24 protein-coding genes are annotated in these 24,650 nt (G+C 50.8%); 15 read left to right on the top strand and 9 right to left on the bottom strand.

Going from position 1 to position 24,650, the window contains the following annotated elements; all coding sequences use genetic code 11:
* The first annotated feature begins 10 nt into the window (after positions 1 to 10).
* Both ACYU8Y_RS10750 and ACYU8Y_RS10745 read left to right on the top strand, forming a co-directional pair.
* On the top strand, positions 11 to 361 hold the full coding sequence (locus tag ACYU8Y_RS10750; protein WP_460936966.1) for a hypothetical protein: 351 nt from the start codon (positions 11 to 13) through the stop codon (positions 359 to 361).
* A 1-nt stretch (position 362) separates the two neighbouring features.
* Complete coding sequence (locus ACYU8Y_RS10745) at positions 363 to 713, top strand: hypothetical protein (protein ID WP_460936965.1); 351 nt, start codon at positions 363 to 365, stop codon at positions 711 to 713.
* Between the two features lie 128 nt (positions 714 to 841).
* On the opposite strand, the gene ACYU8Y_RS10740 is transcribed toward ACYU8Y_RS10745, so the two are convergent.
* Both ACYU8Y_RS10740 and ACYU8Y_RS10735 read right to left on the bottom strand, forming a co-directional pair.
* Positions 842 to 2,080: an FG-GAP repeat domain-containing protein gene (locus ACYU8Y_RS10740; RefSeq protein ID WP_460936963.1), complete on the bottom strand. Its 1,239-nt coding sequence runs from the start codon at positions 2,078 to 2,080 to the stop codon at positions 842 to 844.
* Positions 2,081 to 2,221: 141 nt separating this feature from the next.
* Complete coding sequence (locus tag ACYU8Y_RS10735) at positions 2,222 to 3,169, bottom strand: SDR family oxidoreductase (protein ID WP_460936961.1); 948 nt, start codon at positions 3,167 to 3,169, stop codon at positions 2,222 to 2,224.
* Between the two features lie 65 nt (positions 3,170 to 3,234).
* Here ACYU8Y_RS10735 and ACYU8Y_RS10730 point away from each other — a divergent pair, with 65 nt between their 5' ends.
* The 9 genes from ACYU8Y_RS10730 (at position 3,235) to ACYU8Y_RS10690 (ending at position 11,091) form a co-directional block, all read left to right on the top strand.
* The gene (locus ACYU8Y_RS10730; protein WP_460936959.1) at positions 3,235 to 3,801 is read left to right on the top strand and encodes a hypothetical protein; all 567 of its coding nucleotides are present in this window, start codon (positions 3,235 to 3,237) and stop codon (positions 3,799 to 3,801) included.
* A 159-nt stretch (positions 3,802 to 3,960) separates the two neighbouring features.
* Positions 3,961 to 4,440: a hypothetical protein gene (locus ACYU8Y_RS10725; protein ID WP_460936957.1), complete on the top strand. Its 480-nt coding sequence runs from the start codon at positions 3,961 to 3,963 to the stop codon at positions 4,438 to 4,440.
* A gap of 250 nt (positions 4,441 to 4,690) precedes the next feature.
* Positions 4,691 to 5,626, top strand: coding sequence for a homoserine kinase (locus tag ACYU8Y_RS10720; RefSeq protein ID WP_460936956.1), 936 nt, complete (start codon positions 4,691 to 4,693; stop codon positions 5,624 to 5,626).
* 200 nt (positions 5,627 to 5,826) lie between these two features.
* Positions 5,827 to 6,387 carry a TetR/AcrR family transcriptional regulator gene (locus ACYU8Y_RS10715; RefSeq protein ID WP_460936954.1) on the top strand — a complete coding sequence of 187 codons (561 nt, stop codon included), beginning with the start codon at positions 5,827 to 5,829 and terminating at the stop codon, positions 6,385 to 6,387.
* A gap of 69 nt (positions 6,388 to 6,456) precedes the next feature.
* Positions 6,457 to 6,645 (top strand): hypothetical protein, encoded by a 189-nt coding sequence (locus tag ACYU8Y_RS10710; RefSeq protein ID WP_460936952.1) that lies wholly within the window; start codon positions 6,457 to 6,459, stop codon positions 6,643 to 6,645.
* A 15-nt stretch (positions 6,646 to 6,660) separates the two neighbouring features.
* Positions 6,661 to 7,272 (top strand): pyridoxamine 5'-phosphate oxidase family protein, encoded by a 612-nt coding sequence (locus ACYU8Y_RS10705; RefSeq protein ID WP_460936949.1) that lies wholly within the window; start codon positions 6,661 to 6,663, stop codon positions 7,270 to 7,272.
* Between the two features lie 161 nt (positions 7,273 to 7,433).
* The gene (locus tag ACYU8Y_RS10700) at positions 7,434 to 8,921 is read left to right on the top strand and encodes an APC family permease (protein WP_460936947.1); all 1,488 of its coding nucleotides are present in this window, start codon (positions 7,434 to 7,436) and stop codon (positions 8,919 to 8,921) included.
* A gap of 182 nt (positions 8,922 to 9,103) precedes the next feature.
* The gene (locus ACYU8Y_RS10695; RefSeq protein ID WP_460936945.1) at positions 9,104 to 9,730 is read left to right on the top strand and encodes a TMEM175 family protein; all 627 of its coding nucleotides are present in this window, start codon (positions 9,104 to 9,106) and stop codon (positions 9,728 to 9,730) included.
* A 14-nt stretch (positions 9,731 to 9,744) separates the two neighbouring features.
* Positions 9,745 to 11,091, top strand: coding sequence for a peptidoglycan DD-metalloendopeptidase family protein (locus tag ACYU8Y_RS10690; RefSeq protein WP_460936943.1), 1,347 nt, complete (start codon positions 9,745 to 9,747; stop codon positions 11,089 to 11,091).
* A 65-nt stretch (positions 11,092 to 11,156) separates the two neighbouring features.
* Here the strand turns inward: ACYU8Y_RS10690 and ACYU8Y_RS10685 are convergent, their stop codons facing one another.
* From ACYU8Y_RS10685 to ACYU8Y_RS10675, 3 genes are all read right to left on the bottom strand, one after another.
* Positions 11,157 to 11,612, bottom strand: coding sequence for a ferritin-like domain-containing protein (locus tag ACYU8Y_RS10685; RefSeq protein ID WP_460936941.1), 456 nt, complete (start codon positions 11,610 to 11,612; stop codon positions 11,157 to 11,159).
* A 102-nt stretch (positions 11,613 to 11,714) separates the two neighbouring features.
* A complete protein-coding gene (locus ACYU8Y_RS10680) occupies positions 11,715 to 12,605 on the bottom strand; it encodes a helix-turn-helix domain-containing protein (RefSeq protein WP_460936938.1) in 891 nt (296 codons plus the stop codon).
* Positions 12,606 to 12,635: 30 nt separating this feature from the next.
* The gene (locus tag ACYU8Y_RS10675) at positions 12,636 to 14,066 is read right to left on the bottom strand and encodes a hypothetical protein (protein ID WP_460936936.1); all 1,431 of its coding nucleotides are present in this window, start codon (positions 14,064 to 14,066) and stop codon (positions 12,636 to 12,638) included.
* Between the two features lie 310 nt (positions 14,067 to 14,376).
* Between ACYU8Y_RS10675 and carB the strand changes: the two genes are divergently transcribed.
* Entirely contained in the window at positions 14,377 to 17,253 is a 2,877-nt protein-coding gene (gene carB / locus ACYU8Y_RS10670) for a carbamoyl-phosphate synthase large subunit (protein ID WP_460936934.1), read from the top strand.
* 79 nt (positions 17,254 to 17,332) lie between these two features.
* On the opposite strand, the gene ACYU8Y_RS10665 is transcribed toward carB, so the two are convergent.
* Together ACYU8Y_RS10665 and ACYU8Y_RS10660 are read right to left on the bottom strand one after the other, a co-directional pair.
* Positions 17,333 to 18,877: a DUF4394 domain-containing protein gene (locus ACYU8Y_RS10665; protein ID WP_460936932.1), complete on the bottom strand. Its 1,545-nt coding sequence runs from the start codon at positions 18,875 to 18,877 to the stop codon at positions 17,333 to 17,335.
* 169 nt (positions 18,878 to 19,046) lie between these two features.
* The gene (locus ACYU8Y_RS10660) at positions 19,047 to 20,546 is read right to left on the bottom strand and encodes a capsule assembly Wzi family protein (RefSeq protein WP_460936930.1); all 1,500 of its coding nucleotides are present in this window, start codon (positions 20,544 to 20,546) and stop codon (positions 19,047 to 19,049) included.
* A 141-nt stretch (positions 20,547 to 20,687) separates the two neighbouring features.
* On the opposite strand from ACYU8Y_RS10660, the gene ACYU8Y_RS10655 reads away from it, so the two are divergent.
* A complete protein-coding gene (locus tag ACYU8Y_RS10655; RefSeq protein WP_460936929.1) occupies positions 20,688 to 21,506 on the top strand; it encodes an aldo/keto reductase in 819 nt (272 codons plus the stop codon).
* Between the two features lie 2 nt (positions 21,507 to 21,508).
* Here ACYU8Y_RS10655 and ACYU8Y_RS10650 read toward each other — a convergent pair whose 3' ends face one another.
* On the bottom strand, positions 21,509 to 22,288 hold the full coding sequence (locus ACYU8Y_RS10650; RefSeq protein WP_460936927.1) for a Nif3-like dinuclear metal center hexameric protein: 780 nt from the start codon (positions 22,286 to 22,288) through the stop codon (positions 21,509 to 21,511).
* A 222-nt stretch (positions 22,289 to 22,510) separates the two neighbouring features.
* On the opposite strand from ACYU8Y_RS10650, the gene ACYU8Y_RS10645 reads away from it, so the two are divergent.
* Both ACYU8Y_RS10645 and ACYU8Y_RS10640 read left to right on the top strand, forming a co-directional pair.
* Positions 22,511 to 22,912: a hypothetical protein gene (locus ACYU8Y_RS10645; RefSeq protein WP_460936925.1), complete on the top strand. Its 402-nt coding sequence runs from the start codon at positions 22,511 to 22,513 to the stop codon at positions 22,910 to 22,912.
* Between the two features lie 290 nt (positions 22,913 to 23,202).
* Positions 23,203 to 23,337, top strand: coding sequence for a hypothetical protein (locus tag ACYU8Y_RS10640; protein ID WP_460936923.1), 135 nt, complete (start codon positions 23,203 to 23,205; stop codon positions 23,335 to 23,337).
* A gap of 607 nt (positions 23,338 to 23,944) precedes the next feature.
* On the opposite strand, the gene ACYU8Y_RS10635 is transcribed toward ACYU8Y_RS10640, so the two are convergent.
* Positions 23,945 to 24,373, bottom strand: coding sequence for a response regulator (locus ACYU8Y_RS10635; RefSeq protein ID WP_460936921.1), 429 nt, complete (start codon positions 24,371 to 24,373; stop codon positions 23,945 to 23,947).
* Between the last annotated feature and the right edge of the window lie 277 nt (positions 24,374 to 24,650).

Genomic DNA, 24,650 nt, shown 5'->3' with positions numbered 1-24,650 from the left:
ACTACACAAAATGGAAGGAACAGGCACGACCCTTGAACACAGAATGCTTACCGATACCCTCGGTGCCTTTGGTGAAGAAAACCTTAGTACGCTTTCGCCCGAACAGGGTATCTTACTGCTCGAAGGTTGGTTGAACGCACTACCCGGCGATGTGGGCGCGGAGCGCATCATGGCTGAAATCACTACCCTGCGAGATCACCTGAAAACAGGCGATTACGACATTGAAAAGATACGACACCTGCTACTCAGCATGGCCAGCCATACATCGACCCTCTCCCACGAACCCGTGGTTGATTCGTCAACGGCCAGCCAGCTGACTCAACTAGCGCAGGCACTGCGTAGCCTCAGTAACCGTTTTTAATATGTTTACACACGAAGAATCGTCAACGCTGCTCGACTCCACGATGGATGTCTTAGAGGGCGATCTGGCCAGTATAACGCCTGAAAGCGGTACTGGTATTATTGATCAATGGTTAGCTCAGTTGAATAAAGCGGAGAACACTAAAGACATTACCAGTACGCTGGAGCAGATAAAGGCGCTTACGGAGAAGAATCCGGCTGATACGGGCGCACTGGTTCAGTTATTGGAAACTCTGTCTACCCAAACTGCCGAATTCAGCACGAAGATGGGGCCGGAAGGTGACATAGCCACGCGTCTTGAGGCCTTGTCATCGGCATTACGGTTGCTGGCGGGCCAGGTGGGTAATCAGTGAGAATGGATACATCCAAACGGGTCAGCCAAAGGGACTATCAGCACTTCCCCTGGCTGACCTGTTTGGATATATATACGATGTGCGGAGTCTGGAGCTTACTTTTCGAAGAAGCTACCGAAGCAGAATGCTTATTTCAAACCATTCCAGTAGATAAGCACATTCAGCGTAGCCCGTCCCGATGCGATCAAGTCAAGATCACCGTCGCCATCGAGGTCAGCGGCCTGTAAATCTTCACAAGCCATGCGCACACTATCGTCTACGACATAGCCAGCCACGCTTCCCCGTTCCTGAGGTTTGAATAGTCGAATACCCACTTTCTTATCGGCATTTGGATTCCGCCAACCGGCCACTACCTGATCGCTGCCAATGCCCAGAAAATCGCCACAAACCAGGGCATGCCCCTGACTGAGTATGTCGGAAAGCACGCTGATCTGTTTCTCATCCACCCGGCTTTTTACTTTTTTGAGCGTATAGTTGCCGCTCTCCACCTGTAGCAGATTCCCGTGCATGGGTTGAATGGTGGCAATACCTTTACCGTTATCTAGCCGCCTGATTTCGCCGATTCCCTCCACCCCATTGGTCAACAAAGGCAGCGCATTGCTGGCCGATTCGGTTTCGACAGGTCGCCATTGCTTTTTCCGCCACTGGAAAATACTACCCCCTTCTTTACTGGCAACGATCAGGCCCGTAGCGGAGCCATTTTCACCATCTTCCCAAACGTCAACATTATGGGTCAGGTGCATAGTCGAATCGACCAGGTGCCGTTTCCAGACAGCATGCGGGTCTTTCGGGAATTCATAGCCCCAAATCCGGACGCCCTTCCCCTCGCCGTTTTTGTTTCCCAACCCATGCAGCGGAACAACGATCAACTGGTAATTATCTTTCCCTACCTTAGCCCAGCGCATCCGATGCGTTGTCACTTCATGCGGTAGGCGAACGGGTGTCCAGGACTGAGTTGGGTCTTGTGGACGCAGGAGGTAAAAAACAGCACCCGACTTGGTGCTGTCACTCGTTTCGGCCGGATTCCAGCCCGCGCCAACGGCCACCTCCACCCGACCATCGCCGTCCAGATCGCGGGCGGCCAGGCAAACGTTATCCTGCGGAGTCAGATTGGCCGCCATGACATGCCGCTTCCAGGCGTCGGTCCGATTGCCGGGGTTTCGGTACCAGACAATCTCTTTCTGATCGGCGAGCAAAATATCAGGACGCCGGTCGCCGTCAACGTCGCCAATGGCGAGGCCGTATCCAATACTGATCTGGTTATCAATCACCTGAACGGTAAAATTCAAGGCATCTTGGCGAGCGGTATCCGGTTGCGCAATGACTGATGAGGCCGTTATACAGCCAAAGAAAAGAGCGCATTTCATAACGGTTGGTGTCATGCTTGAGAAAGCCAAGTAAATGGGGGTTCTACCGACCTATGCTTATTGGCTGCCCGGCGGTAGAATACGATAGGTTGGTTTCGGTTCCAGTCTAAACCGGTTGACATGAATAACGTATCCGTTTTTTTATACTTCTGGTGCCCGTAATCCACTGATCCGGCTCAGAATCCAGTCCAGCGTTCGGGCGGGTAACAGACGGGGAAGCACCCAGCCCGTCAGTTTACCCGGTACCAATGCATAGCGAATGGCAGGCCGGGCGGTTTCATGAATATCGACAATCCGCTTACCCAGATAGTCAGTAGAAAACCCTTTACGTTCAGCCATCTCGACTTGCTTCAGAAAACGGGTTATTGCCGAAAAATAAGGCGTATGAGCATACGGACTCATGTCCGTTCCTTTTCCCCAGATTGGCGTCTGTACGGCCCCAGGGCCCACAATGATTACCTTTATCCCAAACAAGACCAGCTCCCGACGCAGGCTGTGCGATAGCCCTTCTACCGCGTGTTTGGACCCAACGTAAGCCCCCATGAAGGGGATGGCTACCTGCCCATTGACTGAGCTAATATTCTGAATACGTCCTGGCTGAACGGGGTGATTTTTGCGTGCGCCAAGCAATGGTAGAAAGGCCTGGGTAACCTGAATCAAACCCAGTACATTTACATCGAAGTGTGCCCGAATGGTGTCCATTGGCTGATCTTGCAGGGGACCACCCACGGCAATGCCCGCATTGTTGATGAGCCCACCCAGCCCATCACCCGCCAGCCGTTCGGCGAGGAAACTGGCGGCTTCGGTGACGGCCTCACGATCCGTTACGTCGAACAAGAGCGGGGTAAATGATTCCCCTAACTCAGGCAGTAAGCGGTCGGCATCCGCTTGTGTTCGAACGCTGCCAAAAACGGTGTAACCACGCTGAATAAAGTGCTTGGCGGCACCATAGCCAATACCCGTCGAAACGCCGGTAATGAGGATGTTTTTACTGATGGACTTCATGGTGTAAACATACCCATAATCCGGCTCAACAAACGGGCTCAAGTTAACGTTATGCAGTAAAACACAGCGAACGGGTGAACGCATGAAAAGGCAGCTTGCTGACACGGACTTTTCCCGACAACAGCCCCTTCGCTCTTCCACTTTCGACAATGCAGGACATCGAACCTTTCTACGGCTGGGAAAAATACTATACCGCATCGGAGGATGAGCGGTCTCCGTTCCACGAGCGGGAGTACAACATGCAGCAGTATGAAAATAATATTTACGGCTATTACATCCATCCTCTGTGGGATGAAATAGGCTCCGAAACCCTTTATTGCAAGATTCTATTTGCCAACTATGAACGTCAGTTCGTAGTGATCGAACTCTTCGGCGAATGGAACGACACCCTGCACAATGACATCATGTACCTCAAACGGCAGGTTATTGATCCACTTCTGCAGGAAGACATCAAGTATTTTATTCTTATCAGCGAGAACGTTCTCAATTTTCACGGCTCCGACGACAGCTATTACGAAGAATGGTTTGAGGAGGTTGAAGATGGCTGGATTGCGGCCATTCACTCGCCGGAATTTATTGAACGAGAGTGGAAAAAATACCACCTCGACTATTACATAAACTTTGGCGGTACGCTCGACATCGAAAACTGGCGAACACTCAAACCGGCTGGCTTATTTGAACTAGTCAACAGCCTGATTATCCGACGGCTTGGCTAAAAGAGAATGAAGAATGACACATGATGAGTGAAGAGCAGAAGGCTATGTATTCGGTATTCTACACTTGTCATTCTTCACTCCCTTCTATCCCTTTCTTATTGCATTTCCGTCCGTTTCTGGTCAATTTTCGCCTGTACGTAAATCCCCACAAGTAAGTCTATGGAAAGTAACGAAAAACTCAAGGCTACTGAAGAGGTTCAGGCCGCTAAAGTAACCACTGCTGAAAAGCTGGAAGCCTTTAAAGTAGAAGCGGGTCAGCATCTGGATGCTGCCAGCACACAACTCGATGAGCTGAAGGATAAGCTGGTTGCCCAGGCGCAGGAATTCGGCAAAGACATCGATATTGATGGCATAAAAGCAAAGGCTACCGAGCATTTTGAAGCGGCCAAAGCGTCTACTGCCCAGAATCTGGCTAATCTGCAGGCCCAGGCCGAAACTGCTTTTGCTTCAGCGTCTGCTAAAGCCGACAAACTCTCGGATGTGGCCGAAGATAAGTTCGACGAACTGAAAGCCGAAGCCGCTGTTCAACTGGAAGCGGCCCAGATTAAGTTCGATGAGCTGAAAGTTGAAGCGGCCCAACAACTTGACATCGCGAAAGAAAAAGCGAAAGGTATCTGGAATCAACTGTTTGGTCAATAGCCTCTGCCAAGAGAAGAAGCCAGTTCTTTACCTTAGATGGCTGGCTTTTTAATAAATTTCGCGGATCCGACGTAACGCGGTATGAAGCCTCGCAACTAAGCTGTAGTTACCTGCTTAACTACTATTTTTCGTACAGATCAGGTATAACCGTGAAAGTCAACCGTTTTCTACAACCAAGTGAATGTGTTGGCAAGATTGGTTTCCACTGGCGAATAACTAAATTTGTGCTTCGTTGCCTCTTTCTTCTATCGTGGATTCTATTCGTGTTTTTGCTCCCGCCACCGTTGCGAACGTAGCTTGTGGATTTGATATTTTTGGATTTGCTGTCGATAACCCAGGCGACCAGATTGTTCTGACGGCTAGTGATGAGCCGGGCGTTCGAATTACGGACATCATCGGTGATAATGGCCGTTTACCCCGCGAGGCAGCCCGTAATACGGCGGGCATTGCTATTCAAACCTATTTGAAGCACATTGACCGGACAGATGTCGGGCTCGATATCGTGCTGCACAAGCAAATGCCTCTGGGCAGTGGTCTGGGGTCGAGCGCAGCCAGCGCTGTAGCCGGTGTTTTTGCCGTCAATGAGCTGTTGGGGCGGCCGTTGCCCACGCTGAAATTACTGCCCTTTGCCATGGAAGGGGAGCGCATTGCCTGCGGCTCGGCCCATGCCGATAATGTTGGCCCCTCGCTATTGGGCGGCTTTGTTGTCGTTCGCAGCTATAGCCCCCTGGATGTTATCAAGATCGAAACACCAGCTACCCTGTTCTGTACACTGGTTCACCCGGATATTGAAGTCAATACGAAAGATGCCCGTTTCATTCTAAAAAACGAAGTCTCCTTAAAAAATACCATTATTCAGATGGGCAATGTAGCCGGTCTGATTGCCGGTTTAATGACTCCCGATTATAGCCTGATCAGTCGCTCGCTGGTTGATGTGATCATTGAGCCGGTACGCGCCATTCTGATTCCGGAATTTAACGAAGCCAAACAGGCCGCTTTGGATAACGGTGCCCTCGGATGCAGTATTTCAGGATCGGGTCCATCCATGTTTGCCCTGAGCCGCGATGCCCAGACAGCCGAAAAAATAGGCGCAGCCATGCAACAGGCTTTTCTATCTGTGGGTATTACCAGCGAAGCCTACGTGTCTGAAATTAATCGGCAAGGGCCTAAGGTATTCCCTGCTTAGACGTACATTCTGCCATTTCCGGAAAGCCGTTCCTGGCGATTAAAATTTGGGTGGCGCGATCGTCGCTATACGGCCGGCACCAGTCCCTATGTTGCCTTCATGCCTAGGTTTTAACTTTCTTTATCAAGAAGAAACTATTTAACCAGCACCTTTGGTTAACCAGGCGAATAGCACCAGACAGACTTGTCTGTTCAAAAAAAATGAATACCGATACGAAACGCTCAGTTGAAACGTCATCTGTCCGCCAGCGGATTCTGGAAACGGCAGGCCGCTTGTTTTATCGGCAGGGCTACAACTCAACGGGTATAAACCAACTCATTAGCGAAGCGGGCGTAGCCAAAGCCAGCTTATACCAGCATTTTAAGACGAAAGAGGATATTCTTAAAGCTTATTTAGCCGAGACCAGCCAGGCCTGGTTCGAACTGGTTCATAAAACAATAGACGCCCACTCCACCACAAAAGAAAAAGTACTGGCTCTTTTTGACATGCTCCGTGATACATTAATCAATGCGGATTTCAGGGGCTGTAACTTTCAGAATGCTACGATTGAGCTGGCCATAGACGAAATCGATATCCGGCAATTTATTCAAACCCACAAATCACGTATGCGGCAAATCTTTGCTGATTTACTGATTTCGACAGGGACGGATGTAGCCGATGAGGTAACACTGCTTTTTGAAGGGGCTATGATTACCAGTCAGCTCTATCAAAATAAAGAACCAATTGATACAGCCTATGGCATCGTGAATCGGCTCCTCTAAATTTTTTTACCCGAATATAGACAGACCGTTCTGTACGTATCCATTGTACTCATTAACCAAATAAAGACCATGAGCAAGATCGAAGAAGCAAATGATGAACGCCCTTTCGTAAACGAAGAATGTGGCGACACAATGTGGGATGCCGTATTGGCCGATCATGAGGCAAGACTAGCGCAAAGGAAGGGACAGCTGAATCTGGATCAACTTGTTACTGATTTACCAGCAACTCCGGACACCTCTAACATATCGTCTTATTAATCAGCTCATTGTACCATGGCACATAGTTATGCATCGCTGGCATTCTCCGAGCCTATCAAGGCTTTACAGGAGCGTTATGGAAGTCGCCAAGCTTACGCCCGGGTTGAAAAATACACGGCGTTCGCAGGATTAGGCGTTAATGAAACCAGCTTTATCGCCGATCGGGATAGCTTCTACATCGCCAGCTATGGCGAAAATGGGTTTCCCTATATTCAACATCGGGGCGGACCAAAGGGATTTTTGCATCTGATTGATAACACTACGCTTGGGTTTGTGGACTTCCGGGGCAACAGGCAGTACATATCTGTTGGCAATGTATTGACGCATCCACAGGTGTCGCTCATTCTGGTTGATTACCCCCGGCAAACCCGTCTGAAAATATATGCTGAAGCCGAAATCGTAGAATTGGCCGACCGACCAGAGCTTTTTAGCCAGTTAGACCATACGGCCTACAAACACACACCGGAACGAATGATACTGCTGCATGTGAAGGCATTCGACTGGAACTGTCCGCAACATATTACTCCGCGATACACAACTGAAGAGATCAATGAAGCGCTTACCTCCCAACGCGCTTACATCAAGCAGTTGGAAGCGGAAATAGACCGGTTAAAAAGCATAGTCTGATGGTTATTAGGGCCATTGCGGGCGGAAAAAGAAACCCGCCAGAAACGAAGTGTATTCGAACGGATAGGCCTACAAAAATAAGGTTAACCGACGATTAGCCAGAGAAAGAGTTGCTTTTTCGGTAAAACGCTTGCTTCTTGTAGGTATATCTTCTTTTCTTCATGTCAGCAAACCTACCGAACTCTCTTTCCCCGACCGATGTAACAGCGGAACCGACCGAATTTAAACGTTCCCTGAGCCTACTCGACTCGACCCTTATTGTATCCGGCTCGATGATCGGCTCCGGTGTTTTCATCGTTACGGCCGACATGGCCCGCAATTTGGGGGCCTCTGGCTGGCTTCTGATGCTATGGGTACTGACGGGCATATTGACGGTAGCAGCTGCCCTTAGCTATGGCGAACTGGCAGGCATGATGCCTAAAGCAGGCGGACAGTACATTTACATTCAACGGGCATTCGGGCACCTGACAGGTTTTGTGTATGGCTGGACGGTATTTATGGTCATTCAAACCGGTACCATTGCGGCCGTAGCGGTGGCATTCACCAAATATTCCGCCGTATTTATCCCCGCATTAAGTCCGGCCAACGTTTTGTTTTCCATTGGTCCGGTGAATGTCTCCGGAGGGTCTATATTCGCTATTTCGAGTTTGGTTTTGCTCACCTGGCTCAACAGCCGGGGCGTTCAGAGTGGAAAACTGATTCAGAACGTGTTTACGTCTGCCAAACTGATTGCTCTCCTCGGGCTCATTGTCATTGGAATTACCATCGGGTTGAGTACGGGCTTGCTGTCGACGAACCTGTCGAATGCTTGGGATGCCAGCACCACATCAGCAACGGGCGAAGTACTTCCTCTGGCAGGCATGGCCCTGATTCTGGCCTTTGGTACGTCGATGATTGGCTCGCTGTTTTCGGCCGATGCCTGGAACAACGTTACGTTCATTGCGGGCGAAATCAAGAATCCGCGCCGAAATATTCCGCTGGCGCTCTTCTTTGGTACGCTGATCGTTACGACGATCTACTTCCTGGCCAACGTTTCCTACTTGTCTCTGCTGCCGCTGAAGGGCCTACCGACGGCTACTGACATTGTGGGGCGGGGCATTCAGTTTGCCGAAGCTGACCGGGTGGCTACGGCCGCAGTCGAAACCGTTTTTGGTAACGTAGCGGTCGCCATCATGGCCGTCCTGATTATGATTTCGACGTTCGGGTGTAACAACGGCCTGATTCTGGCGGGTGCCCGGCTGTATTATGCCATGGCGAAAGATGGGCTCTTTATCAAACAGGCGTCGCACCTGAACAAGAACTCGGTACCGGGTCGGGCGCTGTGGTTGCAGTGTATCTGGGCCTCCTTACTCTGCCTGTCGGGCAAATATGGCGACTTGCTGGATTACTGCACATTTGCTTCCTTGTTGTTCTATATCGTTACCATTGCCGGGTTGTTTCGGCTCCGGCGTACGGAGCCAAACGCCGAGCGGCCCTACCGGGCCTTCGGCTATCCGGTCGTTCCGGCCCTTTACATCATTGCCGGTGTAACGATCTGTGTCATTTTGCTTTATACCAAAACGTTCAATACAGGCATGGGCCTACTGATTGCCGGACTAGGTATTCCGGTTTATTTCTTCACAAAACGAGGTCAGCGAAACGCGGTTTGATTTCCGGACTACTCCCAGGGCTGCGGGAACGTAGGCTGCGAGTACAGTCGAAGTTGTGCCAGGCAATGCTGTTGATTTTATGCTGGAATCAACAGCATTGGTTATAAGCTGGCAGTTAGGGCCATAAGTCCGTAACTATTCTCCGCACAAGCCGTTTGTGAGATAGACACAACAACCGATTAATGGAGAATTTTCAGAAAAACGAAACCCTTCGCATGGAAACGTTCAGCGATGGCGTTTTTGCGATTGACATCACTCTCCTGACCTTCCAGCTTAAAGCACCAAGCCTTAAAGTGGCTACGTCCAACTACAATTTAGGCCACGCTTTACTCCAACAGTGGCCAAACTACATTGCTTACTTTATCAGCTTCACGACTATCTTCATTATCTGGCTGAATCACCACCGCATGTACAACGTCATCCGGCGCAGCGATGCCCGGTTTATGTTTTATAATGGCCTGCTTCTGTTACTGGTCAGTATTGTTCCCTTCACGACCTCACTTATTGCCGACTACCTGAATACGCCTGCTCACGAATTGTCGGCCGCCATTTATATGCTGTTGTTTGCCGGCATATCCGGTACGTTACTCCGGATGTGGCTTTATGCCACTAACAATTACCAGCTCCTCAAACGGCCAGCCGTCGACGTCCGAATTATTTCAATCCGCACCAGCCTACTGATCACTACCGTTACTTACACGGTTGCGGCTGGCCTATCCTTCTTAATCCCATTTCTGAGTTTCCTGGTTGGCCTGGTAATGGTGGTTTACCTCGCCCGACTGAAATATCACCGCGACAAAGTCGTTTAATACATAGGAATACTATGGTACTTAATCACACAGTTCGCTGCGTTTGGGCAGGGTTATTATTGGCCGGGTTTAGTGCCTGTACAGGAGTCGGTCCAACGGCTAATTTATTTCGCTCCTCATCGCCCCACGAGCAATACGGACAATCGCTTAAGGAAGCAAAACTCGACCGAACAGCCCTTGGCACCGACTGGCTTTCGGCGGGTGAACGTGCCCTCCGCGATTCCCTCAAAATTACCATTCCGTATCGGGAGAGCGGTTACTTCTCGGCTAACAAAGCCTTTGCCGTTGGCTACAGACTCGATGCCCAGCGGGGCGACCGGTTTCTAATACGCGTTGAAACGCAGGGGCAGAAAGAAGCCCAGGTCTTTATGGATGTATTTGCCCTGGAATCCCGCAATCGAACCAGCCTCGTTGCCGCATCGAAAGCGGACACCAATGTGCTGACCTGGGAACCCCGACGCACCCAAACGTACCTGATTCGGGTTCAGCCGGAACTGCTGCGAACGGGTCAGTATACAATCACCATTACACGCGAACCTGCCTTGAGTTTTCCCGTTAAAGGCCGCGATAGCCGACAGATCAGTAGTTTTTTTGGCGTTGCTCGGGATGGTGGACGTCGTCGACACGAAGGCGTTGATATTTTTGCACCCAGAGGCACGCCTGCTTTAGCAGCGGTGGATGGCATTATTTCGGGAGTTGGCACCAGCAAATTGGGGGGAAATGTTGCTTTTCTGACAGACATTGACCGGAACATCAGGCTGTATTATGCCCACCTGGATCGATGGAATGTTAAGAACGGCCAGCGCGTGTCTATTGGCGATACGATAGGGTTTGTCGGCAACACGGGCAATGCCCGAACAACAGGGCCGCACCTTCACTTCGGTATTTATGGCTTCACCGATGGTGCCACTGACCCACTACCATTTATTCGCCTGGGACGCGGACCAGCGCGTCAATCACTGCTTCCAGCGTCTCGCCTGGGCGATTCCGTGCGTGTTTCAGTTGCCCGGTCCGTTGTTCGATTGGCCCCCACCAGTGACTCCCCTATTCTCCGCGAAATACCGAAAGCGTCGGCTCTAACCATCGTGGGTGGCACCGAAACATGGTTACGGGTAGAGTTGCCGGATGGCTTGACTGGCTACGTCATGAGCAATGCGACTGAAGTAGAAAAGAGGCCCCTTCGACGGCTGGTTTTACCGGCTCCACACTCCCTACTCGACGCAGCTCATGGCCAGGCGGCCACTATGAAAACGCTCCCTACCGGTGCGACTGTCGATGTATTAGCCACTGCCAGTTCGTTCCAACTGGTTCGCGATTCGGACGGTCAGACGGGTTGGTTACCCATAAACGTTGCTCCCTAAACATAGCAAATGAAAAAACCTGCCACTCGGCAGGTTTTTCTATATTCGTTTGGAAGAAATTGCTCTTAGGCCGCTTTCTTTAGTCCTTTCACTTTCGTGAGGGCTTCTTCCAGTGAAGAAAGCTGCTTCTGCAGATCTTCTTTGATGTAAGCGGGAATATGATCTTTCTCAATCGCATCTTTATACGACTCCACAGCGGCATTTTCGCCAAACTCAACCGAGCTCAATACCGTCTCTTTATCTTTTCCCGTTAGTGCCGACTTGATGTCAATCCAGGCACGGTGGAGTTTGCTCGAGACATCCGTAGAGGTCGCGTCTGATACAGCCAGTCCGTCAATGCGCACGATATGCTCGGCTAATTGACTGCGGAAATTCTGGCTCTGAATAACATAGTGGCGGAAGAGGTCATCTAGCTGAGCATCTTCGGTATCGTCAATTGCTTTTTCGTATCCCTGAATACGGTCGTTGTTTATTTTGACCAGTTCATTTAGATCGTCAACAATTTCTTTATTCGTAATCATAGCAGTCTAGTTTCTAGAGTTTGTGAACTTCTCATTACAACTACACGCAAAACCAATTGTTTATCCGGGAAACGAGTTTGCCGACAAATTTGGGCGGACTTCTTACGGAAAAAGAGCCGGTACCAGGCGAAATTCGGCGGGTGTACGGCCCGTCTGTTTCCGAAAAAAGCGCACAAAATACGACGGATCACTAAAGCCCAGAAGAAACGCAATTTCTTTTATTGACTGAGTAGTGTGCGTCAACAACCGCTGCGCTTCAATCAATAAGCGGGCCTGCCACAATTGGCTGGCTGTTTTACCAACGATGTGCTGACAGATGTAATTAAGATAATTAGGCGTCAAATTCATCTGATCAGCGTAGCCCCGTACTTCCCGAACGGTCAGAAATTGCTGCTCCAGTAGTTCTTCATATTGCCGAAGCCGGTCATACAGGTGCGTGTCGGGACCAATTTGCTGTTCATGGTACAACCGACTGGCGGCTTCCAGCAAAATGTGCACAAATGACAAAAATACCTCAGACCGATTTGGCTGACGAGCTTCGTATTCCTGATAGGCATACGAGAACAAATCGCGAAAAAAGTCAAGTTGCGGCACTGCCGACACGAGCGGCTGGTGCTGGTGCGAATGAAAGAAAGGGTACTGATGCAGCCGGTTACCAAACCGACTTTTGAAAAAGTTGGCGTCGAAAAACAGGTTATAGCCTGTCGTATCAGCGGATAACTCCCAACAGTGCACCTGGCCCGGCGTCAGAAAATAAAGCTGATTTGGCTCAATGGTGTACGTTTTAAAGTCGATCGTATGCGTACCCGTCCCCTGACCTATCCACATGACCAGGTAAAATGTATGTGCATGGGAATTATCGATGCCTTTTACTTCCTGAACAAGCCGCTCCAGCCTGGTCATGTAGAAGGGTTCATCGGGTTCGTGGCGCGGAAACGAATGAAGCTGGTAAACCGGTACGGGCGAATCAGCGGGGATGTGATCATTTTTCATAGAGTCCCTTTGACCGACGGTGCCGTACGCTTATAATTTCGTTCCGGTCACGCTTCGCAAATGCACTCTGGAGCCAACTTCGACACTACGCTGGCTGGCAGGACTGGTTAGGGAAAGCTGCGAAATAACGCCATCCCAACCGGCTTGTTGACCCATGTTTAGTTCGTAAGTCCTGAACTGGCCATCGCCCACAATAGGAAAATCAACGTATCGACCGCCCGTGTCCATAAAGTCGATCTCATCAGATTTACGCCAGGACAGCCGGGCAACCGTGCCTTTGGTCTGAAAAGCCGCTTCTATGTATAGCTTGGGAACATTTTCGGCATACCAGAAATTTAGCGGACTGGCAATCCGAAAACCTGCTTCATTGGTGTTTTTGCGAGCCCAGCTTACGTTCAGTTCGTTCTGAATAGGCCAGCCTTTATCGGTCGTATTGGTGTAAAACCAGCCCTGCCGATCATTTACAAACTTGTAATTGGGGGCCGATGGTGGCCGGGGCTGGCTGTACACATACTGCCGAATATCCGTCAGTGAACCGACAATGAGGGTGTATTCAAACTCATACTGGCCGTTGTGATCGATCAGCAGAAACTCCTCCCCGTTCATATAGCCGGCCGATTGATCGAACTCGCCCCCTACTTTGGGTATCCCAAAACCAGCCGTTCTGAAGCGTACCTCCCCTGGTTTATAAAGACCTACTCCCCGCCCCTTTACGTTCAACAGCGCGGTCCAGTTTTCGGTACCATACCGGTTTGTCATGCCTCTATCCGAAAACTCCGAAACGGCATCATTGGTAAAAGGTTTCAGTCCGGTATAGGTAATCATCCGATCATAGGGTCCGTTCAGATAAACACAGGGTGCTTCCTGCGTACGCGCTTCGTATTGCGTGGTATCCGATCGATTGACCACAACACGACAACGCACGTGCACGGCATTATCCTTAATCGTAACCCAGTGCTCAAACGTGCATTCGGCGGGCTCATTCTGCAGAGGCCAAATGTGGGGTATACTCTTCACATACAGTTCATTATCCGTTTGCCTGTAACTAACGATCTGCGCTGGATTCAGGTAATAATCGCCCGCCTGAACCGGGTTCCAGCCGAGGTATTTCCACTGCTCGACGGGTTGCTTCCCATTTTGGACGTAATAGTTCGGGCCCGCATACAGCGATGTTTGGATCTGACGGCCCAGATCGGGATTGTTCACCATATTTTCGCTGCTTCCGGCTTCGGCCAGGTACGTAATGGCCCCCCCCATGTTCAGGTCAATACCTACCCGCAGCTTGTCGTTGTCCAGAAACAGCCGCCGTTGGGTCGATGGCTGCGGCTGCCCCGGTAGCCCACCCGAAGGCGGATTGACGATGGGGGGCGCATTGGGCGTAGTAGACGGATAGTCGCGAACGCAGGTAACAGCCAGGCAACTGACCAGAACGTAAACGAACAAATAATAAGGTCGAATCATAAACGGGATGTATGAAAAACATACGTAGTCAAAAATAAACCTCTTGTCGTCTATTTCCAAGAATGGTGGGCAAATGGAGCCGGTAAGTCAACCGTATGGAACTGATTTATAAAGAAAGCGTTAATTTTTCACGAATACCCTGTTCCTTTCGGGTGTATACGCTACTTTTGCAAGATTTTTGGGTATCCGTCTGCGGCCTATCAATCAGTCTTCTTTGTGTTCATTAACCAGTCAATAGTTTTTAGTCAATCGGGTGTACCGGGCCACTGGTTTACCAGCTCGCCGGACCGGTTCATTTTCCTACTGAAAAATGCCTAAAAATACCAACATTCGCTCCGTTCTTATTATTGGCTCAGGCCCCATTGTGATTGGCCAGGCGTGTGAATTCGATTATGCTGGCTCACAGGCAGCCCGCTCTATCCGGGAAGAAGGCATCGAGGTCGCCCTGATCAACTCCAATCCGGCCACGATCATGACTGATCCGATCAATGCCGATTATGTGTACCTGCTCCCCCTGGAAAAAAAATCCATCGTCGAAATTCTGGAAAAGCACCAGCAAATGGGTAAACCCATCGATGCAGTACTGCCAACGATGGGTGGACAAACGGCGCTGAACCTGGCTATCGACTGTGAGAAAGCAGGTGTCTGGGCAAAATACGGCGTGGCAATCATTGGTGTCGACATCAAAGCCATTGAGACTACCGAAGACCGGGAGAAATTCCGGTTGCTGATGCTGGAACTCGGCGCGGGCGTTTGTAAGGGCCGTACAGCCCGCTCGTTTCTGGAAGGCAAAGAGATTGCCCAGGAAATTGGCTTTCCACTCGTTATCCGGCCGTCCTTTACACTCGGTGGTACGGGGGGCGGCTTTGTAAATAAGCCGGAAGATTTTGACAAAGCGCTTACCGCGGGTCTGCATGCCTCGCCCGTTCACGAAGTACTCGTTGAGCAGAGCGTGATGGGCTGGAAAGAATATGAACTGGAGTTGCTCCGCGATAACAACGGCAACTTTATCATTATCTGCTCCATCGAGAACTTCGATCCGATGGGCATTCATACTGGCGACAGCATAACGGTGGCTCCGGCAATGACTCTGCCCGATACGCTATACCAGAAAATGCGCGACCTGTCTATTCGGGTTATGAGCGGCATTGGGCAGTTTGCCGGGGGTTGTAACATCCAGTTTTCGGTTAACCCGCAAACCGACGACATCATCGTTATTGAAGTGAACCCACGGGTTAGCCGCTCGTCGGCGCTGGCATCGAAAGCAACGGGTTATCCGATTGCCAAGATTGCCGCCAAAATGGCCATTGGTTATAACCTCGATGAGTTGATTAACCCCATTACGGGCACGACCTCGGCGTTTTTCGAACCCGCCATCGACTACGTGATCGTGAAAGTACCCCGCTGGAACTTCGATAAGTTTCCGGGTGCCGACCGGTCATTGGGTTTGCAAATGAAGTCTGTCGGCGAAACGATGGGTATTGGCCGGAATTTTCAGGAAGCCCTGCAAAAAGCCTGTCAGTCGCTCGAAATTCGTCGCAACGGACTGGGTGCCGATGGTCACGAGCTAACCGATCGCAACGCCCTGACCGAAAGTCTGCAACACCCAAGCTGGAACCGATTGTTTCACATTTACGACGCTTTCAAGGCGGGCATGTCGTTCCGGACTATTCAGCAGCTCACCCGCATCGATCCCTGGTTCCTGCACCAGATCGAAGAGTTGATTGAACTGGAACGCGAAATCGGGCAGTACGATTTGGACGATATGCCCCCTGAACTGCTTCGGACAGCCAAGCAGAAAGGGTATGCCGACCGGCAGTTAGCCCATCTGCTGCAAGTGAAGGAAAGCAAGATCTACGCGTATCGCCAGGCGCACAACATTCGCCGGGTATATAAATGTGTGGACACCTGTGCTGCCGAATTTGAGGCCAGAACGCCTTATTACTATTCGACATTCAATAACCAGGTGCCCATCATGACGGACCATGCCGAACCCGTATCGGATCTGCCTGGCAACGAGTCGATCCGCAGCAATCGAAAGAAAGTGGTTATCCTGGGGTCTGGTCCCAACCGCATCGGGCAGGGTATCGAGTTCGATTACTCCTGCGTACACGGTGTACTGGCGGCCAAAGAAGCCGGTTACGAAACGATCATGATCAACTGTAATCCGGAGACCGTTTCTACCGATCCTGACATTGCCGATAAGCTGTATTTCGAGCCGGTCTTCTGGGAGCATGTGCACGCCATCATCATGCACGAACAGCCAGAGGGCGTTATTGTGCAGTTGGGTGGCCAGACGGCGCTGAAAATGGCCGAGAAGCTAACCCGCTACGGTATCAAAATAATCGGTACGAGTTGGGAAGCACTCGATCTGGCCGAAGATCGGGGGCACTTCTCCGAAATGCTGCAAAAGCTCGATATTCCATATCCAAAATTCGGCACGGTACGCGAGTCGGAAGCGGCTATCGAACTATCGCGCGAACTGGGCTTCCCGCTGCTGGTGCGGCCGAGTTACGTACTGGGCGGTCAGAACATGAAAATCGTGATCAACGAGAACGAGCTGGAACAGCATGTCATGAAAATTTTGCAGGACATTCCTGACAACAATATTCTGCTCGACCACTTCCTCGAAAACGCCATTGAAGCCGAGGCCGACGCCATCTGCGACGGGGAAGATGTGTACATCATCGGCATCATGGAGCACATCGAACCGGCAGGTATCCACTCCGGCGACTCCTATGCCGTGCTACCCACCTTCGATCTGAGCGACAACGTGATCCGGCAAATTGAAGAACATACCCGCAAAATTGCCATTGCCCTGAAGACGGTGGGGCTGATCAATATTCAGTTTGCGATCAAAAATGAGGTGGTGTACATCATTGAAGCCAATCCCCGCGCCAGCCGTACCGTACCGTTTATCTGCAAGGCCTATCAGGAGCCGTATGTAAACTACGCGACGAAGGTGATGCTGGGCGATAAGAAGGTGAAGGATTTCGATTTCAAACCCGTTAAAAAAGGGTACGCCATCAAGATTCCGGTCTTCTCGTTTAGCAAATTTCCGAACGTGAACAAGGAACTCGGTCCCGAGATGAAATCGACCGGCGAAGGCATCTATTTCATCGATGACCTCACCGACGATTATTTCCAGAAAGTCTACTCGGAGCGGAATTTGTATCTGAGCCGGTAAGACCACTTAATAATAACAAACACAAGGGCCCCACTCGCTATTGACGAGTGGGGCCCTTGTGTTTGGTGAATAGACCGATTTAGAACCCTAAACCAAGCGCAAAGCCACGAACAATTGGATTGCCGGGCAGCGTTCCAGCAGCCGTTGCCGAGCCATTCGTTAAGTTAACCGTGTAAAGCACCGTGGTGCCATTAGACCGTAGTAAGGCGTAAGCGGCACCCGACGTACCGCCAATATCAAAGCCATTGGCCCCTTCCGACGCAACACCCAGCGAACCTACCGGAACCAGCGTACCGTTGTTTGGCGGAACCTGCGTGAAGAGCCGGGCCGGGTTCATGCTGGTTTCAATGTTATACAATGTCGTCGTTGTAGCACCCGCGAAGTTGTTGGAGTAAGCGGAGGCCGTCACCGTTGGTGTACCCGGATTCAGAGGCCCATCTACCGAAGCCACGGCAGCGTTAGTGGGGTCTAAACGCAGGTTCTGGCCTGAACTGGTAATTACCCGGATCCGGTCGACGGTTGGGTTGAAGTCGAAGCCAACATCGTTGCCAACCAGCAGAGTGCTCAATGGACCTGACCCGACCAGAGCAGCCGCACCATTCGATGTGTTGAGCGTATACAAACGACTGGTGCTGCCAATAGCATATAGTTGGCCGTTAACAGGGCGAAAATCAATACCAAACAACGTTTCGCCGGGCTGAAGTCCCGTGATCGGTTTGGCTATAGGCGACGGGCTGAGCGGATTGAAAATAAGCAAATTGCCCGACCCATCCAGCGCATACGCAACGGGTTCGGTTGGGATAGCCAGGCCAATTATGGTACCAGGCAGGTTACCCAGTTTTTGCAAACGGCCCGTCGATAGATTGATCTGTTGCAGTTCAGAGCTACCATTGAACGTTATCGCCACCAGGCCCTGCGAATTATCCGTAGGTGAAATATCGAAACCAGCCGCACCCGTAATGTCGAGTCCAAGCGGACCGACATCGATCAAGGTGCCATTGTTGGGTGGGTTCTGAATGTAAAGCCGATCGGTGGCAGGGTCGATGTCATACAGCGTGGTGGTTGTCGATCCTGCCCGGTTGTTGGTGTAGGCTACTTCTGAAATCATCACTCCCGACACACCATTGATTGCTCCATCGACAGCAGCTACGGTTCCCGTTTCAGGATTCAGCCGCAGATCCTGTCCTGTGTTGGTCACAAGCCGAATCCGGTCAACGGTTGGATTGAAATCGAGGGCGACTACGCTTCCGGTAACGGCGGGCGTAAAGGGCCCGGCGCCTATTGGGCGGGCTTCGGCAGTTGTCGTATTAATGACAAACAAACGGCTCATGTTGCTGACCCCGTAGAGCTGTCCGGTAGCCGGGCGAAAATCGATTGCCATGATGCGCTCACCACTCATCAGGCCCGAGCCCATAATCGTCGTTGTTGCCAGTGGTGTATTGGAGTTCCGGATGTTCAACCGTACCAGTTGGTTGGCATCATTCAGAGCATACACCGTAGCATCGGGCACATTGCCCGGATCGGGCACAAGACGGTGATCCTGGCAGGCATTGAGCGTTAATAAGGAGCCAATCGTTAGCATACCCACAGCCATCCGAAGCCGTTTTCTGTAAAGCGTAGTCATAGTCTTTCTCGTTGAAGATAACAGGGAAAAATAGTACAGATAATTGCACGTAACTATACGCTCATCGGCCTGATATGGATTTGCTTTATTAAAAAGAAATTAAAAAACGATTAAATGGACGGGTGCTATACTCCTCTTTTACCCGTAGTATTGACGCGGGTTGTGGCCCTTACCACATCTTTTTTAAGCTTATATAACTCCCAAAGCTGTCAGGCATCAGCTCACCCCGGTCAAGCGCAACCGATGTGGTTAGTATAGTTCCGGGAAATTTAGGCACGACCCACTGAGCGGCCAGATAGGTAGACAGTTGATGAAATACAGCGGGATATGGTTGCTTGTAAGACCCGAAGTTACGGCTGTACGACGCTCGCATCGTGAGGGTTGGTCCGCGACGAAACAGGCCCGTTGCACCTGCGTACCAGGCCACAACCCGGTTATTGGGGTAATACCCATTACCCGCGTAGCCATTGCCGATAGCCGGTGTTAAGTCGGAGCGGGGCATGACGAAGGGGGTACCAATCGTACGCCCCCGATATGACCAGCCCTGAATGTATTGACTGTGGTTGAAATAATTGTCGGCCCCCTGGTACCGGGCTGCCGGATCGAACGTCGGACCACTTTGATTGGTGGTCGTTAACCATTCGAGAACGACCCGCTGAAAGCGAAATCGGGGATTAGTCTTTTGCCGGTTCAGAAATCGTAAACCCGTCAAACCGTCCGGCACATTTTGTAAGGCGAGGCCCGATGCGTCGTCGTACATGTGCTGATGATACAGCAGCCAGTTGGCCCGATCGCCCTTCCATTCCAGCGCCAGATCATAGCTCCCGACATGGTTACCGAGTCGGTTAGTGCCATCGAAACCCGTAAATCGGTCATTTTCCAGCGCATCAGGATAGCGGCCCGTAACAAGCGATAAATAATCCTGAAACGAGGTCGACAAGCTACCATTCACAGCCAGTGGTGTACCAATCAGATAATCGGCATGACCGCCCCACTGCACCTGGTGATTCAATCCGCCGTAAATCCGGACGCGCCAGTTTGGTTTGCCAATTCGGCCGTACAGGTATTTCTGGTGGAGGTAGCTGCCCTGTATATAGGAATCGATCAGCCAGCCGTGGGCATAGCCAGCGCGAATGGCCACTAGTTTTTTAGTAAACCCCAGCGGAACAAAATCGGGCGTATGCAATTGTATTTTAGGAAATGGCATCGCGTTTCCCGACCAGGCAACAAAGCCCGACGTGAGTGTGGTGTCGCCCAGCCCAACGACCTCGCGCCGATTTCCTCCATACAGCTCAAGATATCTGAAACGCACTTTCACGTAGGCATCCGGCAGCAAAACCGCCGGGTTATTGCTCGTCGACGGGGGACCAGCGTTTGCCACGGCATAAAGACCAAACCCCCAGTCGAAACGGGATTTGCCTTTTATGACTGAATCAGGTCGGGTTGTATAGTCCCGCACCACACTGACCCGAACGGTAGCAAACGAACCCCGTACCGGCGTGATGTTATACTGATTGGCCCGCAACCAGAACGGGTTTTGTACCGAAGATGTAGCCATGCCCCCGATAGTAGCCGAATACTGCACTACGCCAGCCGACGACGTTTGTTGGGACTGAGCAGACGTCGTAACCAATAAAAAAAGGAAAACAAGAAAGTATAGTGCGTGCATAGGGTGTCGATTCTACGGAACTATCGTCTCAATAGGCAAACATACGCTATACTACCCGAATGAGTTTACTTACCAAATAGTAGGTTCATGAAAACATCTTCCCCTTATTTTTAATTAATATATATGAAACAATACTAGCGCATGAACATACCCTCTACTACGCTTAACAATGGTGTCGAAATGCCTCTGCTGGGACTTGGTGTTCACACACCAGGCCACAACGATGAGGTGCAACCGGCTATTGAGTGGGCACTTGAGGCCGGTTGCCGGTTAATTGACACGGCAGCAGCATACGGTAACGAGCGGCAGGTGGCCAATGCAATTCGGTCCAGCGGCATCCCTCGAAGCGATATTTTTATTACGACAAAAGTGTGGAATGAAGACCAGGGGTATAACCGGACGATACGCGCTTTCAACCGGAGCCTGGAGCGTCTGGGACTCGATGTGGTGGATTTATATCTGATCCACTGGCCAATAAAAGAACACCGGCATGATACCTGGCGCGCCCTGGAGAAAATTTACTCCGAAGGGAAAGCCCGCGCTATTGGCGTTTCCAATCACTACCCGGCCCATCTGGACGAGTTACTGACCGAAGCCAAGATCATACCGGCGATCAACCAGATCGAACTAAGCCCTTACTCGTACCTACCCGACGTGCTGGACTATCATCGTCAGAACAATATTCAAACCGAAGGGTACGCTCCACTGGTACGGGGGCAAAAAGAAAACGACCCGAGGCTGGTCGAGCTGGCCGAAAAATACGGCAAATCGACTTATCAGCTTCTCATTCGGTGGTCCTTGCAACATGGCGTCGTTACAATTCCCAAATCCGTAAAGCGCGAACGTATCCGGGAAAATTTCGACGTACTGAATTTTACTATTTCGGAGGAAGATATGGCCTTGCTAAACACATTTTACGATAACACACGTGTTGCCGATGATCCACGGACTATCCCCTAGGCTTAATTTCTGACAATCTGCGGCTGGTGGTGAACCACACACGCGACGGGCAGGTGTTCCTGTAGCAGATCGCCCAGGATACGCAATCCCCACTCCTCGCAGCGCCGATGCCCGACGGCGATGACGGCAATACCGGTTTCATCGACCGCCTGCTGGCCCGGTTTTCGATAGGCACCCGTCAGGTACAGGTGTGCGCCCCGCTCGGCAGCCTCCCGAACGAGCGCGTCGGTCATAGCACCAACGACCGCTATTCTGGAGTTGGCAGCCCGCCAACTAGACGAACTGTAGCCGGCTTCGGCCCTGTCATAGCCGCCGAACATAGTTTTCACACGGTTTAGCCAGTAATCAAACTCCTGCTCAACCACATCGACCAGCATACCGATTGGTCGCTCGGGTACGGGCTCCCTGCCTTTAGCAACTTCCTGTTTATAGCCCAGTTGCTCCGGCACGCCCAATCCCTCCAATTGCTCGAACAGATGTGTGTTGAAGCCAATGGTCAGGGCTTCATCGAAGGGCAGATGATGCGTTAACACGCCAACCCCAGGCGGCAAATGCGTTAGATCGAGCTGCCAGGGTCGGTGTAACCACAGCGCATCCAAATCCATTTCCGTTACCCACTTCGCCAGATCGGGGAAGGGCTCAAGAGCAAGACCTATTCGCTGAACGGGCTGCTCGGATGGGTGATAAATGCCTCCCCGTTCGTCGGTGGGAAAACGGTGAACGGCCAGTTCATCTTCGAGAAACGTAGCGATGTGGTTGATGGTAAGCGTTGGCGAATTCATTCTCATTTAACTTGTCTTCCGGCCAGATAGTTTTAGCCCATTGCCCAGCCGAATAAAATTTGTCCGGTATGTACGGTAATGAACGCAGTTTGTCCGGTAACGTACATAAAACCATAAGGTAATAAAAGTCAGCACACTGACAATCAACGCATTAATACCATTGGCATGCTTGTTGGCATAAGGTAAGAGAACGTATAAATCAATCATACAACACATACTACCATGAAAAACACATTGACCTCCGCTCTTGCTAAAACGTTAGTTGGCCTCTTTTTACTGAGCAGCACCAGCCTGTTGGCTAACCCAACGGCACCGGCTAAACCGGCTACATTCGATGCCAGTGTTTATGTTAACAAAGCGAATAAGATTCGCCTGGCGGTTGAGAAAACAGCGGCAGAACCCTTAACGATTACCTTACGGCAAACAGGTGAAAAAATTCCGGTCTTCATGCGGCAAATCGGTAAGAAACAAACTAAAGCGGCCCTTCAACTGGATGTAGATCAACTGGCTGATGGCGTTTATGAACTGGAGATTGCCTCCGCTTCGGGCCGTATCGTTAAGCAAGTAAATTTGAAGGCTGCCACACCCGTAATGACTAGTGAACGACTGCTGGCTATTCAGTAAAACAACAGAACTTTAAACGAAGCAGCCTGACGAATTAAATTGATTCGTCAGGCTGCTTCGTTTTATATCTAGCCCACTCTGATCTGGTTTGCCAGTCAGACTTGCAGCCTTCTATCGGGCAGTACCGTCTCGTTACTTAGCTCCTGGTGACCAAACTCGTTCGGCGGCTCTGTGTTGATGCCTGAACTCTGTTTCTAGATCTGACATAGAGGTAGGCGAGGTAATTATTCCAATCAACTAACGCACTCATTTCGATGCAACAGGTAATCTGACAATGTGCGCCCGAAGACATGGGCGGCAATGGTACCAATGAGAATACGGGCCTACCAAGTGAAGCCAGCAATGACGGTGGAACGGGTACAACAGGCGGCAGCGATATTGCTGGCAATACGCCCGCCACGAACGAGCCGATGAAGGAGATATAGATGACTCAGATGAGTCTTTTTCTGACGATGGTGATCCATGTTATTGTCGCCCCGCCACTCGCCATCGTGCGCGCTGGTTACCGATGGTTCATCGGCTGGAGTAGCGGCTCCTACACCCGATGCCTCATCTCACCCATCCGGGCTGTATATTCTGGTTTGCTTATTAATAGGTGTATTTTTTAACGGCTATCTATATACGCATCTGTCTCCATGTTTATTTCCAATGCCAGTAAGTCATGTCCCTACAAGGCTGTTTTGTCTATCAATCAGCCAGTTAATTTTCGGAAAGTAAGGACGGGCGTCCTGATAGCCAGCAGATACTAGTCTTAAGGTGGATAGGGCAAAAATAAGGGGGCGATCCGTAGTGCCCGTTGATCGCCAGCTCAATGGCTTTTTCGAAGGCCTGGGGTGTTTCCGCCAATCAAAACCGGACTCCGCTGGCCACCGTATCTGCGCACGACATCGAGAATGGGCATCAAGACAACCGGAAAACCCGCCACTGATTGCTGGCCCGGCTTAGCAGATGCTGCGGACGCTGGTAAACAAAATCCCAGCAGGTGAAGGGAAACAGCAGGTGCTTCACAGGGGTTGAGGAATAGAGAATTAGCTAGCCGACTACGGTTATATCGAAGGGCTGGTTCAGCGATAACCAGTACTGACAGGTCGACTCCATTAATCGCCGGAGCGATTCATAATCCAGCGGTTTTCTTAAAAATGAATTAGCCCCCAATCGATACCCCTGTTGAACCTCCTCCGGACTGGCATTGGCACTGATCATCACCACGGGCACCACATGCCAGTACGGATGCTGTTTAAGCACCTGCAGGGTTTGATACCCATCCCGATTGGGCATATGCCGATCCAGCAGAATCAACGCAGGTCGCTCCAGATTACGAAGGACATGATAAGCCAGATCATTCCCACTCTCAAACAAGCGAAGCTGATAGTCGGGCATGTGCCGGGCGAAAATACCTTGTACCAGCAACCGGTAGTCATAAGCATCATCAACAAGATACACTTCCTTTGGATTGGTCATAGGCTGGCAATCAATTAGCATTTATAAAGCAACTCCCGAAACCCGTATGCTCTTTCTGTAAAAAGGGGAAGTTAGGTAGTGGGCCTTTTTCGACGATTAGATTTCCTCTCGCTTCCCTCAATAAACTACAGCGGTAGGGTACGGCATGCTAGATGCAGCCAGCAACGATCTGGGCAATTCTATCCCGAAACGCATCATCTCCGTTCTGTGTTAAATCAACTAAACTGTTAAAACAGGTTCAACACGGGAAATGCGCGATGAGCTACCGTAAATGAGG

The sequence above is a fragment of the Spirosoma humi genome, assembly GCF_054776575.1.
This window is presented reverse-complemented; position numbering and strand designations above follow the sequence as displayed.

Bases quoted from the DNA above. Each gene is read 5' to 3' on its own strand.
- ACYU8Y_RS10750 (WP_460936966.1), top strand. From the start codon at position 11: ATGGAAGGAACAGGCACGACCCTTGAACACAGAATGCTTACCGATACC.
- ACYU8Y_RS10745 (WP_460936965.1), top strand. From the start codon at position 363: ATGTTTACACACGAAGAATCGTCAACGCTGCTCGACTCCACGATGGAT.
- ACYU8Y_RS10740 (WP_460936963.1), bottom strand. From the start codon at position 2,080: ATGAAATGCGCTCTTTTCTTTGGCTGTATAACGGCCTCATCAGTCATT.
- ACYU8Y_RS10735 (WP_460936961.1), bottom strand. From the start codon at position 3,169: ATGCGTTCACCCGTTCGCTGTGTTTTACTGCATAACGTTAACTTGAGC.
- ACYU8Y_RS10730 (WP_460936959.1), top strand. From the start codon at position 3,235: ATGCAGGACATCGAACCTTTCTACGGCTGGGAAAAATACTATACCGCA.
- ACYU8Y_RS10725 (WP_460936957.1), top strand. From the start codon at position 3,961: ATGGAAAGTAACGAAAAACTCAAGGCTACTGAAGAGGTTCAGGCCGCT.
- ACYU8Y_RS10715 (WP_460936954.1), top strand. From the start codon at position 5,827: ATGAATACCGATACGAAACGCTCAGTTGAAACGTCATCTGTCCGCCAG.
- ACYU8Y_RS10710 (WP_460936952.1), top strand. From the start codon at position 6,457: ATGAGCAAGATCGAAGAAGCAAATGATGAACGCCCTTTCGTAAACGAA.
- ACYU8Y_RS10705 (WP_460936949.1), top strand. From the start codon at position 6,661: ATGGCACATAGTTATGCATCGCTGGCATTCTCCGAGCCTATCAAGGCT.
- ACYU8Y_RS10700 (WP_460936947.1), top strand. From the start codon at position 7,434: ATGTCAGCAAACCTACCGAACTCTCTTTCCCCGACCGATGTAACAGCG.
- ACYU8Y_RS10695 (WP_460936945.1), top strand. From the start codon at position 9,104: ATGGAGAATTTTCAGAAAAACGAAACCCTTCGCATGGAAACGTTCAGC.
- ACYU8Y_RS10690 (WP_460936943.1), top strand. From the start codon at position 9,745: ATGGTACTTAATCACACAGTTCGCTGCGTTTGGGCAGGGTTATTATTG.
- ACYU8Y_RS10685 (WP_460936941.1), bottom strand. From the start codon at position 11,612: ATGATTACGAATAAAGAAATTGTTGACGATCTAAATGAACTGGTCAAA.
- ACYU8Y_RS10680 (WP_460936938.1), bottom strand. From the start codon at position 12,605: ATGAAAAATGATCACATCCCCGCTGATTCGCCCGTACCGGTTTACCAG.
- ACYU8Y_RS10675 (WP_460936936.1), bottom strand. From the start codon at position 14,066: ATGATTCGACCTTATTATTTGTTCGTTTACGTTCTGGTCAGTTGCCTG.
- carB (WP_460936934.1), top strand. From the start codon at position 14,377: ATGCCTAAAAATACCAACATTCGCTCCGTTCTTATTATTGGCTCAGGC.
- ACYU8Y_RS10665 (WP_460936932.1), bottom strand. From the start codon at position 18,877: ATGACTACGCTTTACAGAAAACGGCTTCGGATGGCTGTGGGTATGCTA.
- ACYU8Y_RS10660 (WP_460936930.1), bottom strand. From the start codon at position 20,546: ATGCACGCACTATACTTTCTTGTTTTCCTTTTTTTATTGGTTACGACG.
- ACYU8Y_RS10655 (WP_460936929.1), top strand. From the start codon at position 20,688: ATGAACATACCCTCTACTACGCTTAACAATGGTGTCGAAATGCCTCTG.
- ACYU8Y_RS10650 (WP_460936927.1), bottom strand. From the start codon at position 22,288: ATGAATTCGCCAACGCTTACCATCAACCACATCGCTACGTTTCTCGAA.
- ACYU8Y_RS10645 (WP_460936925.1), top strand. From the start codon at position 22,511: ATGAAAAACACATTGACCTCCGCTCTTGCTAAAACGTTAGTTGGCCTC.
- ACYU8Y_RS10640 (WP_460936923.1), top strand. From the start codon at position 23,203: ATGGGCGGCAATGGTACCAATGAGAATACGGGCCTACCAAGTGAAGCC.
- ACYU8Y_RS10635 (WP_460936921.1), bottom strand. From the start codon at position 24,373: ATGACCAATCCAAAGGAAGTGTATCTTGTTGATGATGCTTATGACTAC.